At 73.6% G+C, this 12,723-nt stretch carries 6 protein-coding genes; 5 read left to right on the forward strand and 1 reads right to left on the reverse strand.

Translation table 11 applies throughout. The annotated features are described in order from the left end of the window. Positions 1-161 precede the first annotated feature (161 nt). The 4 genes from ACZ60Q_RS25265 (at position 162) to ACZ60Q_RS25280 (ending at position 6,813) form a co-directional block, all read left to right on the forward strand. Positions 162-872, forward strand: a complete 711-nt coding sequence (locus ACZ60Q_RS25265; protein WP_469638905.1) for a type VII secretion system-associated protein — start codon at positions 162-164, stop codon at positions 870-872. Continuing rightward, positions 869-2,116, forward strand: a complete 1,248-nt coding sequence (locus tag ACZ60Q_RS25270) for a ricin-type beta-trefoil lectin domain protein (RefSeq protein ID WP_469638824.1) — start codon at positions 869-871, stop codon at positions 2,114-2,116. Before ACZ60Q_RS25265 ends, ACZ60Q_RS25270 begins: the two co-directional genes overlap by 4 nt. 144 nt (positions 2,117-2,260) lie before the next feature. Beyond that, positions 2,261-5,578 carry a right-handed parallel beta-helix repeat-containing protein gene (locus ACZ60Q_RS25275; RefSeq protein WP_469638827.1) on the forward strand — a complete coding sequence of 1,106 codons (3,318 nt, stop codon included), beginning with the start codon at positions 2,261-2,263 and terminating at the stop codon, positions 5,576-5,578. Continuing rightward, positions 5,575-6,813, forward strand: coding sequence for a S8 family serine peptidase (locus tag ACZ60Q_RS25280; RefSeq protein ID WP_469638830.1), 1,239 nt, complete (start codon positions 5,575-5,577; stop codon positions 6,811-6,813). The genes ACZ60Q_RS25275 and ACZ60Q_RS25280 overlap by 4 nt, the downstream gene beginning before the upstream one ends. 46 nt (positions 6,814-6,859) lie before the next feature. Here the strand turns inward: ACZ60Q_RS25280 and eccCa are convergent, their stop codons facing one another. Further along, positions 6,860-10,891, reverse strand: a complete 4,032-nt coding sequence (gene eccCa / locus ACZ60Q_RS25285; RefSeq protein ID WP_469638833.1) for a type VII secretion protein EccCa — start codon at positions 10,889-10,891, stop codon at positions 6,860-6,862. A gap of 400 nt (positions 10,892-11,291) precedes the next feature. On the opposite strand from eccCa, the gene eccD reads away from it, so the two are divergent. Further along, positions 11,292-12,698: a type VII secretion integral membrane protein EccD gene (gene eccD, locus ACZ60Q_RS25290; RefSeq protein WP_469638836.1), complete on the forward strand. Its 1,407-nt coding sequence runs from the start codon at positions 11,292-11,294 to the stop codon at positions 12,696-12,698. Positions 12,699-12,723 lie beyond the last annotated feature (25 nt).

The raw sequence follows: 12,723 nt of genomic DNA on the forward strand, positions 1-12,723 counted from the left end.
CAGTGAACGGGCACGTGGGAGGCCGAAACGGACCCGGGGCCGCGTCCCGTGGGTGGCGCTCGTATGACATCCTGATGGCTCCCCGATCTGATCATTTTCGGCGGCGGGCGTTTGCCGTTCGGTGCTCAAGAATGTGTACGGAGCCAAGAGTTCAGGTGGAGATGCGGCCCGGAGAGCGGCAAGTGGGTGGACAGGTTGTTCCGTTCGGCGTTTCCGGAGCGTCCGAGGGGTCCGAGGTGTCCGGCTCGGGGAGCACCGAGGTGGTCGACGCCTCCCTGGTGCCCGGTGCCGTGAGGGACGCCGCCCGGCGGGCTCCGGGGCACTGGGTCGGGATCGTCGACCCGGAGTGGGCCGAGGAGCGGACGCCGCCGGAGTGGGCTGTGCTGGGGGAGTGGCGGTCGGACCAGGACGGGAGCGTCGGGGAGTACCGCGCCAACCCGGCCTACCGGCCCTCGGCGCGGGTTCTCGGGTGGCCGGAGCCCACCGATCCGGTGGACGCGGCGGCCCAGCGGGCCGCCACCGGGTACGGATCGGTGGAAGCCGCGCTGGAGGCCCTCGCGGAGGCGGAGATCACCGTCGTGCGCGGGGTGGACGGCGGGCCGCTCACGGCCGCCGGGCGGGACGGGTCGCCGGTGATGCTGTTGTTCACCTCGCCCACCCATGAATTCATGTCCTCGGCACTTCACCATGACAGCCTTCCCGCCAGGGAGTTGGCCAGTTCGCTGAGGACCGCCGACGTCCTGTTGCTGGTCAACGCCGGAGCCGCGGCCCCGCTGCTCGTCCCGGCCGACAGCCTTCTCGGAGCCGCGAGCGGGAAGGGCGACCACAGCTCAACCGAGCCCTGGCACCACACCATAGGGAGGACCCCATGACGCGTTCGTCCCAGCAGACCCCCGCCTCCCCGGAGGCTCGCGCCGAGAGCGCCGAGAGCGCCGAGAGCGCCGAGAGCGCCGAGAGCGCCGAGAGCAAGGGGACGGCCGCGAGCGCCGCCTCCGTCGGGCCCGCGGCGCCTACTGCTCCCGCTGAGCCCGGTACGGCCGCGGTACCTGCCCCGGGTGCCCCGGGTGCTCCGGAGAGCGAGAAGTCCGCAGAGCGGAAGGACCCCGGGGCCGAGGCCGCAACCGCCCGCCCCGCCGCCGACCCGGAGTCCTCGGTCCCCGGAACCCGGCCGGAATCCACCGAGGCCCGGCCCGGAGCTCCCGAGGCCGAATCCGCCCCCGACCCCGGCGCCTCCGCCGCCGCGCAGAGCCGGCTCCCCGCCCTCGTACGGACCATGACCGCCACCGCCATCGACCGGCCGCAGCCGCAGGCCGGGCCCGTCGGGCGACCGGGCAGGGCCGTGCTCGCCGGGGCCGCGGTCGCGGGCGCGCTGCTCGTGTCCGTGCCCTTCCTCGTCCTGTCCGGGAACGACGACAAGGGGCCCGAGCAGCCGTCGACGGCGGCGGCCGGGACCGTGCTCGACGGCAGTGGACAGGAGGCGCCGGGCGAGTTCGCCGTCACCGCGCCCGAGACCAGCCCCTCGGGCGCCGGCAAGGGCGACGAGAAGAAGCCGGAGAAGTCCGCCGAGAGCGTCCGGGAGGCCCCCGCAGCGGGCACGGACAAGGACGCGTCGAAGGCGGACGACGCCCCCAAGAACCCGCCCGAGAAGACCGACAGCCCCAAGGCCCGGCCGAAGAAGGCCGACGGTGCGAAGAACCAGCCCGCCGAGGTCGCCCCCGTGACCCTCAGCGGGCCCGTCTCCTTCCGCAGCCACCTCTCCGGCCGCTGCATCGACGTTCCCGGCCACAACTTCAACGACGGCCAGCCGCTGTTCATGTGGGACTGCAACGGCGCCGACGCCCAGAAGTGGCGCTTCGCCTCCGACGGCACGATTCGGGTCAAGGACAAGTGCCTGGACGTCGCCGACGCGAACCTCGACAACGGCTCGCGTATCCAGATCGCCCGGTGCGACGGGGCCGCCGCTCAGAAGTTCGCCCTGAACGGTGCCCGCGACCTGGTCAACACCACCGTCGGCAAGTGCGTCGACATTCCGAACCACAGCCGTGACAGGGGCCCGGAGACCTATCTGATCCTGTGGACCTGCACGGGCCTCGACAACCAGAAGTGGAGCGTCTGACCTGAACGCACAGGTGCCGGGAGCCCTGCTCCCGCGCGCCTGGTGCGCCCGGGCGAGGCATGATGGCACCGCCGGATCGCCGACCCGCGTCCCGGCGAAGTGGGGCGTCCGTCGAGGACGCCGCCGTAGCAAGGAGGTTGGTGCGTGTCGCGCCAGGTACTGTCGGTCGGCCCCGAGGACCGCTTTTCCACGATCGGTGAGGCGCTCGCCGCCGCCCGCACCGGTGCGCTCATCAGCGTACGGCCCGGAACGTACGCGGAGAACCTGGTGATCCACACCCGGGTCACCCTCACCGCGGCCGAGGGGCGGGGCACGGTGGAGATCCGGCCGCGTTCGGGAAGCGTCATCGCGCTGCGCGCCGACGCCGTCATGCTCAGCGAACTCACCCTGCGCGGCGGCGACACCGAGCTGCCCGCCGTGGACGTACGGCGCGGGCAGGCCGCGTTGGACGGGTGTGAGATCGTCGGCGCCGCCTGGACCGCGATGCTGGCCGGCGGGACCGGCTCCCTCGCGCTGCGCGACTGCCGGGTGAGCAACCCGCAAGGCGCGGGCATCGTGGTCACCTCCACCACACCCACCACCGTCGAGTCCTGCACGCTCGAACACCTCGGCACCAGCGGCATCGTCCTCGCCGAACAGGGCGAGGCACGCGTCCGCGACTGCACCATAAGGGGCGCCCGCGGCAACGGTCTGCTCGCCAACGGCGAGACCCGTGGCACCGTGGAGGACTGCGACATCTCCTCCACCGACAAGCCCTCCATCGCCCTGGAGGAGAACTCCGCCGTCTCGGTCGTCCGGACCGTCGTGCACGACACCAGCACCGGTGTGCACCTGAGCAGCGCGGGCCGCACCACCCTGGAGGACGTCCGCGTCACCGGCGCCTCCGGAAACGGGATCGCCCTGGCCCAAGGCACCGACCCCGTACTGCGCCGCTGCCGCGTCTCACGCGTACGGGGCCACGGTGTGGTCGTCACCGACCGGGCGCGCGGCACCTTCGAGGACTGCTGGGTGGACGGCGCACAGGCGGCGGCGCTGCGCGTCGCCGGGGCCTCCTCCCCGGCGCTGACCGGCCTGACCGTCCGCGACTGCGAGGGCGTCGGGCTGCTCCTGGAGGAGGACTCGGCGCCCGAGCTGGACCGCCTGGAGGTGATCGGCTCCTCGCCCGCCGTCGCCGTGCTCGGCGGCGCCAACCCGCTGTTGCGCCGGGCCCGGCTGGTGGAGCCCGCCGGTGACGGCATCGCGGCCACCCGGGACGCCCGGGGCCGGGTCGAGGACTGCGAGATCGTCCGGCCGAAGGGCGCGGGTGTACGGGTGGCGTCCGGATCCACCCTCTACCTGGCCGGCGGCGGGGCCTTCGACACGGCCACCAGCGGTCTGGTCGTCGAGGACGGCGGCAACGTCACCGTCCGCGACTTCCGCGTCGAGAAGAGTGGCGAGGAAGGCGTGGTGGTCGCCGCCGGCGGCGAGCTGACCGCCAACCGCACCTCGGTGCACGCCCCCCAGGGCCACGGCTTCCTGCTCCATGAGGGTGCGCTCGCCTCGCTCAGCGGCTGCGAGGCGAACGGCGGCGCCCAGGACGGCTTCCGGGTGGAGTCCACCGCCCCCGTCTCGCTCGTCAACTGCACCGCCCGGGAGAACGAGGGCGGCGGCCTGGTGCAGACCGCGCCCGGCGACCGGCTCGCGGTGGAGGGCCTGAACAGCGTCGGCAACGGCAAGCGGGACGCCTGGGGCAGCGGCAGTGCCGAGAACACCGACCCGGCGGGCTCCGGCGCCGCCGACGCGCCTCCACCGGACCGCGCGGACGGCCCGCTCGGCGCCCTCAACGCGCTGATCGGCCTGGAGAACGTCAAGCAGCAGGTGGGCACCCTGGTCAACCTCACCCAGCTTGCCCAGCGCCGCGAACAACTCGGCATGTCGGCACCGCCGATGAGCAGACACCTGGTCTTCGCCGGCCCGCCCGGCACCGGCAAGACCACCGTCGCCCGCCTCTACGGGGCGATCCTGGCCGAGCTGGGTTCGCTGCGCAGCGGGCACCTGGTGGAGGTCTCCCGCGCCGACCTGGTTGCCCAGGTCGTCGGCGGCACCGCGATCAAGACCTCCGAGACCTTCCAACGAGCCCTGGGCGGCGTGCTGTTCATCGACGAGGCGTACACCCTCACCTCGGACAGCGGCAACGGGGGCGCCGACTTCGGCCGTGAGGCCGTGGACACCCTGCTGAAGCTGATGGAGGACCACCGCGCCGACGTGGTGGTGGTCGCGGCCGGCTACTCCCGCGAGATGGACTCCTTCCTCGGCTCCAACCCCGGGCTGGCGTCCCGCTTCTCACGGACCGTCGAGTTCGAGAACTACTCGGTGCCCGAGCTGGTCGCGATCATGGAAAGCATGTGCGCCCAGCACCAGTACGAACTGGGCGAGGGCACCGCCCAGGCCCTGGCCGCGCACTTCGGCGCGATGCCCCGGGACGCCGGATTCGGCAACGGTCGTGCCGCACGCGGGGTGTTCGAGGAGATGGTGGACCGGCAGGCGGTCCGGCTCTCCGCACAGCCGCAGGTCGGCGAGCGCGATCTGCGGCTCCTGCTGCCGGACGACGTCTCCGCCACCGCCACCGCCGCCGCGTCGGCGGCGGAGACCGCCGCACCGGCCGACGACCCGCTCACCCGCCTCGGCGACATGATCGGTCTGGCCGGGGTGAAGCGCGAGGTCGCCGACCTGGTCAACCTCATCACCACCGCCCGCCACCGTGCCGCCGCCGGGCTGCCCGTGCCCTCACTCAGCAACCATCTGGTCTTCACCGGCCCGCCCGGCACCGGCAAGACCACCGTCGCCCGCCTCTACGGCGAGGTGCTGACCCAGCTCGGCGTCCTGGAACGCGGCCAGTTGATCGAGGCTGCCCGCGCCGACCTCGTCGGCCGCTACATAGGCCACACCGCCCAGCTGACCCGCGAGGTCTTCGAACGGGCCCGCGGCGGTGTGCTGTTCATCGACGAGGCGTACACCCTCACCCCGCGCGGCGGCGGCGCCGACTTCGGCCAGGAGGCGGTGGACACCCTGCTGAAACTGATGGAGGACCACCGCGACGAGGTCGTCGTCATCGTCGCCGGCTACACCGACGAGATGGAGCGCTTCCTCGCCTCCAACCCGGGGCTCTCCTCCCGTTTCCCGCGCCGCGTCTCCTTCGCCGACTACTCCTCCGAGGAACTGGTCACCATCGTGCGGGCCCAGGCCGCGAACATGGGGTACGAGTGCGGGCCCGGCACCGGCCCCCTCCTCAAGGAGTACTTCGACGCGGTGCCCCGCGACCGCTCCTTCGGCAACGCCCGGCTGGCCCGCCAGGTCGTCGAGTCGATGGTCACCCGCCAGGCGGGCAGGCTCAGTTCGCTGGCCGCACCCACCCTGGACGACCTGCGCGTCCTCATCCCGGCGGACGTCACGGCCGCGGCACCCGAGGCGGCCCCCCGATGAGGCTCCCCGCCCGCCTGCTGTCCGGCGCCGGGCTCACGGCCGCCCTGATGCTGCCCGTGGCCGTACCCGCGCAGGCCGCACCCCCCTCGTACCTTCCCGCGGCCGACGGGAAGAAGGGCCAGGAGCTGCCCGGCATGCCCTCCGCGCTCGACCCGCGTGCCCAGGAGGTGGTCTGCACCCCCGCCTCCGAGGAGAAGGCGAAGAAGCAGGACTGGTCGCGTCAGCGCCTCGACCTGGACCGACTGCGCCAGCACTCCACCGGGGCGGGTGTCACCGTCGCGCTGATCGGCACCGGGGTCGACCCCGACGCCACCGGGCTGGATGGCCGGATCGCCGCCCGGGGGACCGCCGCCGACGACTGCGTCGGACACGGTACGTTCCTGGCCGGGCTGATCGCCGGGACCGGGGGGAGCACCCCGAGGCTGGCCGGAGTCGCCCCGGGCGCGAAGATCCTGGCCCTGCGCGGCACCGACCGGCGCGGGCAGCCGGACCCGGCCCTGGTCGCGGCGGCGATGCGCGAGGCGACCGGGGCCCGGGCCGGCGTGATCGCGGTCGCGGTCGCCCTGCCGCGCCGGGACGAGGAGCTGACCCGGGCTGTCGCCGAGGCCCGCCGGGCGGGAGCCGTGGTCGTCGCCGCGGCCACCCCGGAGCCGCCGTCGCGGGGCTCCGCCGACAAGCCCCCCTCCCGTACCTACTGGCCCGCCGGCGAACCGGGCGTCCTCTCGGTCGCCGACATGCTGCCCGCCGGTGCCCGCCCGGACAACGCTTTTCCGACCGGCACCGTCGACCTGGCCGCTCCCGGCGCCGGGGTGGTCTCCGGCGGGCCGCGCGGCGAGGGTCACTACCTCGGCGGCGGCGTCGCGGTGGCCACCGCGTACACCGCCGGCGCCGCCGCGGTGGTCCGCGCCACCCACCCCGACGACACGGCCGACGAGGTGACCCGTCGGCTGACGGCGACCGCTTACCCGGCCGACATTCCCCAGCTGGACGCCTACGCGGCCGTCACCACGGTCCTCGGCGACGCGGCCGCACCGGCCACCGGTGGCGAGCGCGCCGCGGAACCCGTGGCCGTACGCGACACCTCCGCAACCGACCGGGCCACCGGCCGGGCCACGCTCTTCGTGCTGCTCGGCGCGGCCGGTGTCCTCGCGGTCCTCTGGGCCGGCTTCGCCCTCTCGCGGGCGCGCGCCCGGGGCTGGCGTCCGGCGGGAGCGGGCGCACCGGGCAAGGGATGAACGCGAGAGGCGCCCTCCCGCGGGAGGGCGCCTCTCGTCCGTACGCTCAGCCCTCCTCCACCAGCGCCGTCTGCATCAGCCGCGGCTTGCGGCGCGCGATGTGCAGGGCCCGGCCCGGCGGGAGGTTGAGCGGCTTCGCGTTGCCGAAGAGGCGGCCCTCCGTGGGCGGGCAGGAGAGCAGGACCGCTGGGTTGTTGGCCTCGTCGAGACGGCGGATGAGCCCGTCGCTGAGACCGCGGCCCGCGCCCATGGCACTGCGGGCGACGACCAGGTGCAGACCCATCTCGTAGCCGAGCGTCAGACTCTCGAAGAGCGGCTCGAAGGGGCTCTGGAAGGAGTTTCCGGAGACCATGTCGTAGTCGTCGACCAGGATGAACAGACGCGGGCCCGTCCACCAGTCGCACCGGCGCATCCGGGCCGGAGCGATGTCCGCCCCCGGGACGCGGGTCTTCATCGCGCGGGCCGCGCCCTCGATGGTCTCGTTGAGGTTGTCGAGGGAGATCACATGCCCGATGCGGTACTCCTCGGGGATGGCGTCCACCAGGGTGCGGCGGTAGTCCACCGCGATGATCTTCGCCTCCTGGGGGGTGTAGCGGGCGGTGATGCCCCGGGTGATCAGGCGCAGCAGGTTGGTCTTGCCGCTCTCGGTGTCGCCGACCGCGATCAGGTGCGGGGTCCGGCTGAAGTCGTGCCAGACCGGTTCCAGGGCGTCCTGGTCGAGCCCGAGCGCGAGGCGCATGCCGCCGCCCTCCGTGGCCTCGGGGGCGGGCAGTTCGGCGAGCGGGAGGCGGTGCGGCAGCATCCGTACCTGGGGGGCGGACGGACCCTGCCAGTGCCGCGAGATCTCCGCGACCAGATGGGCGACGCCGTCACCGAGGTCCTCCAGGGAGCCGCTGCCGTCCAGGCGGGGCAGGCCCGCGAGGAAGTGCATCTTGCTGTCGGCGGTAATGCCCCGGCCACCGGTGCGCGGCACCGAACGGGCCTTGCGGGTGTCGATCTCGGAGTCCATCGGATCACCCATCCGCAGCTCCAGACGGGTCCCCGCCTGATCGCGGACCTGGGCGGACAGCTCCACCCAGCGGGTGGTGGTGATGATCAGGTGAATACCGTAGTTGAGACCGCGGGCGGCGAGTTCGTTGAACTTCGGGATCAGGTCGTCGTAGTCCTGACGGACGGTGGACCAGCCGTCGACCACCATGAACACATCACCGAACGGCTCGTCGGGGAACTCCCCGGCGGCCCGGCGACGACGGTAGGACTGCATGGAGTCGAGGGTGTGGTCCACGAAGAACTGCTCGCGACGGGCCAGCAGCGTCATCACCTCGGCCACCGCCCGGTGCACCCGCTCCGGGTTGAGCCGCGCCGCGACCCCGCCCACGTGCGGGAGCGCGGCGAGCTGGGAGAGCCCGCCGCCGCCGAAGTCCAGGCAGTAGAACTGGACCTCGGCCGGGGTGTGGGTCAGCGCGAGGGCGGAGATGAGCGTGCGGGCGAGCGTGGACTTGCCGCTCTGCGAACCGCCCGCCACGGCGACATGGCCGCCCGCACCGGAGAGGTCCACGATCAGCGGATCGCGGCGCTGCTCGAAGGGCTTGTCGACGAGACCGACCGGGACCCGCAGCCGGCCGGCGCCGGGCCAGCCGGCGGCGATCAGACCGCGCGCCTCGTCCGGCACGATGCCGGGCAGCAGGGCGTCCAGCGGAGACGGCTCGTCCAACGGCGCCAGCCACACCTGGTGGGCGGCCGGTCCGGAGCCGCGCAGCCGGTCGAGCGCCACGTCCAGCAGGGCCTCGTCGTCCCCCGCCTCCTCCGTCTCCGGCTCCGGCTCCGGCGGGGTCTCCAAGGTGCGGGGCACCACCCAGCCGCTGGTCCACGGCACCACCTGGCTGGCCACCCGGGCCTGCACCACCGCACCCGTCCGACGCCGGTACGTCCCCGAGGAGTACGCGGCGCGGAACCGGGTCAGGGCCTCCACGCCCGACTTCAGATAGCCGCTGCCGGGCGCGGCGGGGAGCTCGTAGGCGTCCGGGACGCCGAGCACACCGCGGCTCTCCATCGCGGAGAAGGTGCGCAGCCCGATGCGGTACGAGAGGTGGCTCTCCAACTGGTGCATGCGCCCCTCGTCCAGCCGCTGCGAGGCGAGCAGCAGATGCACGCCCAGTGAGCGGCCGAGGCGGCCGATCATCACGAACAGCTCCATGAACTCCCGGTGTGTGGAGAGAAGTTCGCTGAACTCGTCGACCACCACGAACAGGCTGGGCAGTGGGGCCAGGTCCGCCCCGGCGGCCCGGGCCCGCTCGTACTCCAGGGCCGAGGTGTAGTTGCCCGCCGAGCGCAGCAGCTCCTGCCGGCGGATCAGTTCACCGTGCAGGGCGTCCTGCATGCGTTCCACCAGCGCGACCTCGTCGGCGAGGTTGGTGATGACGGCGGAGGTGTGCGGCAGTTCCTCCAGGCCGAGGAAGGTGGCACCGCCCTTGAAGTCGACCAGCACGAAGTTGAGCGTCTCGGAGGAGTTGGTCAGGGCGAGGCCGAGGACGAGGGTGCGCAGGAGCTCGCTCTTGCCGGAGCCGGTGGCGCCGATGAGCATGCCGTGCGGACCCATGCCGCCCTGCGCGGACTCCTTGATGTCGAGCTCGACCGGGCGGCCGTCCACGCCGACCGCGACCGGCACCCGCAGCCTGCCGGAGCCGGAGTGCCGGTCGAACAGGGTCTGCGGGTCATGCCGGTGCAGGTCGGGGATGCCGAGCAGGGTGGTCAGTTCGACGTCGGAGTCCAGCGGCTGCGCGATGTCGGTGCCGAGACTCATCCGGCGCGGCGTGAGAAGCCTGGCCAGCGACTCCGCGCCGAGCGGGCCGAGCCGGTCGGGAACGCCCAGCGGCACCGAGCGCTCCTTGCGGCTGCGGTCGGTGCGCACCAGGCTCACCCGGTCCGGGCCGACGGTCAACCGCAGCGTGTTGCGGCCGGGCCGCCAGCGCAGTGCCCCGGACACGTCGAGGATCAGGGCGTTGCGGTAGCCGTGTCCTTCCCAGCGGTGGCCCTCCGGGACAGTGACGCCGTCCAGCACGAGGACCGTGTACGGCTCGTCACGGCCGGGGCGGGCGTCCGGGTCGAAGCCGGGGCGCTCGGCGAACTCGGCGCCCAGCAGGTCGTCCAGCTCGGTGAGGTCGGCGGTGATCCGGCGGGCCTGCCCCGCGCCGTCCTCCTCGTGCGGGTCCAGCACGTGCGGCAGCCACTTGGCCCACTCCCAGTCGGGCCGCCGCTCGTCGCTGACACAGAGGGCGATCCACAGCTCCTCGGGCGCGTGGAACACCGCGAGCTGTCCCAGCACGGCCCGTACCAGGGCACGTACGGCGTCGGGGTCCTTCGACTCCTCGCCGCTCACCCCGGGAGCCTCCGCGGCCCCCTCGTCCGGCGCCTCCTCCGGGCGCAGCAGGATCCGGGCCGAGGAGCGCAGGTAGAGCCCCAGCGGCTGCTCCGGGATGGTGGAGTAGGCGCGGATGAAGCGGCGCAGGGCGTGCGCGCAGAGGGGTTCGAGGTCCTCCACCGGTCGGGTGGAGACGGGGTTCAGGGTGAGGGCCAGCTGCTGTTCACCGACCGCGAGACGGACCTCGCCGAAGTCCTCGTCGGCCGGGCGGCGCTCCCACAGTCGGGAGGTGCGGGCCAGCGAGCGGAGCGAGGCCGGCTCCGGATGACGCCAGGCGAGCGCCCGCTGCTGCTCCGCGATGGTGCTCCGCACCCGCTTGCGGGTCTGGGCCAGATAGCGCAGGTAGTCGCGGCGTTCGCCCCTCAGCTGCTGCTTGCGCTCGCTGGAGCGGCGCATCAACTGCCCCAGCAGCATGGCGCCGGCGGAGAGCGCCATGACGCCCATCGCCAGATACATGAAGACGCCGTTCCCGCCGCCGGGGCGCAGGAACATCAGCATCATCGACACCGACATCAGCGCCATCGGCAGGTACGTCCACACCGCCGAGGTGTCGGGCACCGTCTCGGAGAGGACGGGCGGCTCCTGGAGGGTCAACTGCCCATCGGGCATCTCCGGCCCGCGCCTGCGGGCCGGGCGGCGAAACAGCACGACACTCAAGGAACAGAACCTCCGGTTCACTGACTTTCCGGCCCGCAGAATACCGGCGTACCCGGCAGGGGAAAGGCCGCACCAGGCTGATTCTCCGGGCGGAACGCGCCCCGGTGAACGCCGGGTGAATGTTTCGAGCGGGGGAGCGCGGAACGGCCAACTTCCATGATGACCAACCGCATACCGGATTCGAGGCCCGGCCCGCAGCGCGACCGGTGGCCGCAGGCAGTAGTCTGCATTCACGGAACGCGACCTGTCCACGCGGGAGGGGCGGTCGCCCGGTGTGCGGGCACAATTTCCCTGCGCGGCCCCCCGGTTCACGGCCGCGCCGACTTATCCGTACTGTTCGCACATTCCCTCCCCCGGAAGTCCTCTGTCAAAGCCCGCACGGAAGCCGAGAGTTCTGCTGATGACCGACAGTGCGGTGGCCGAATCGTGCCGCCTGACCGTACGTGCGCCGAGCGTCACCATCGATCTGGCCGTGCCCGCCGACGTACCGGTCGCCGATCTGCTCCCCACCCTCCTGCGGTACGTCGGCGAGGAGGCCGAGGAGGCCGGGCTCGACCACGCCGGCTGGGTGCTCCAGCGGCTCGGTGACGCCCCGCTCGACGAGGAGACCACCCTGGCCCGCGCCGGGCTCGCCGACGGAGCCGTGCTCCATCTGCGCCCGCACACCGAAGCGCTCCCCGAGGCGCGGCTCGACGACCTGGTCGACGGGATAGCCGAGACCGTGGGCCGCCGGCTGCACACCTGGAGCGCCGACGCGGCCCGCGGCCTGCTGGCAGGCACCGCCGTGGCGACCGTGGTGTCCGCCCTCCTGCTGGTGTTCTGGCCCGGAGTGACCGATTCCGCCGCCACCCGGGCGGCCCTCGCGGCCGTGGCCGGACTACTGCTCCTCGCCGGCGCCGGCTCCGCCAGCCGGGCGGTCGGCGACCGGCTCTCCGCCACCGCGCTCGCCCTGCTGGTCGCCCCGTGCTTCGCGCTGGTCGGCTGGGTGCTGCCCGGCGGCGACCTCTCCGGCCCCGACGCGGCACAGGTCGTGGGCGCGCGGCTGCTCGCGGCGGGCGCGGCGGCCGCGGGCGGCGCGGTCCTCGCGCTCGCCGCCACCGCGGTCGGCGCCCCCGCCCTCCTGGCCACCGCCGTGGTCGCCGTGGCCACGGCGGTCTCCGGGGCCCTGATGGGCTACACGGGCCTGGACGCGGCGGCCGCGGTGTCACTGGTGGCGACGGTCGTCGCGCTGGCCGCCGGGGCCGTGGCCCCCTTCGCCTTCAAGCTGGCCGGCATGCGGATGCCCGCCCTGCCGTCCTCCGCCGGACAGCTCCAGGAAGGCATCGACCCGTACGCGGGCGACGAGGTCGCCGAGCGCACCGAGCTCGCCGGACGCTGGGTCACCGCGCTCTTCGCCGCCACCGGCGCCATCGCCGCCGCCGCCCTCGCCGTTCTCGCCCACCACCCGGACCTGCCCGGGACGCTCACCGCCCTGGCACTGGCCCTGCTGTTGCTCCTGCACTCCCGGGGCCTGGTCCACATCGGCCAGCGCCTCACCCTGGCAGTGCCCGGGATCATCGGGCTGCTGCTGCTCGCCCGCGCCTGGGCGGTGGACAGCGACGCCGACGGGCGCGTGGTGGTCTTCGGGGTGCTGCTCGCCGCGGCGGCCGTCCTGGTGACCGCCTCCTGGACGGTGCCCGGCCGGCGGGTCCTGCCGTACTGGGGCCGGGCGGCGGAACTGGCGCACACCGGGCTGGCCGTCGCGCTGCTGCCGCTCACGCTGTGGGGGGCGGGCCTCTTCGGCTGGCTGCGCGGCCTGTTCGGCTGAGCACCCCGTACGCCGGTCCACCAGA

The organism is Streptomyces sp. NPDC104313 (assembly GCF_055583985.1).

What these genes read in the sequence shown, in the direction of transcription:
- ACZ60Q_RS25280 (WP_469638830.1), top strand. Translation starts at nt 5,575, where the DNA reads ATGAGGCTCCCCGCCCGCCTGCTGTCCGGCGCCGGGCTCACGGCCGCC.
- ACZ60Q_RS25265 (WP_469638905.1), top strand. Translation starts at nt 162, where the DNA reads ATGCGGCCCGGAGAGCGGCAAGTGGGTGGACAGGTTGTTCCGTTCGGC.
- ACZ60Q_RS25270 (WP_469638824.1), top strand. Translation starts at nt 869, where the DNA reads ATGACGCGTTCGTCCCAGCAGACCCCCGCCTCCCCGGAGGCTCGCGCC.
- eccD (WP_469638836.1), top strand. Translation starts at nt 11,292, where the DNA reads ATGACCGACAGTGCGGTGGCCGAATCGTGCCGCCTGACCGTACGTGCG.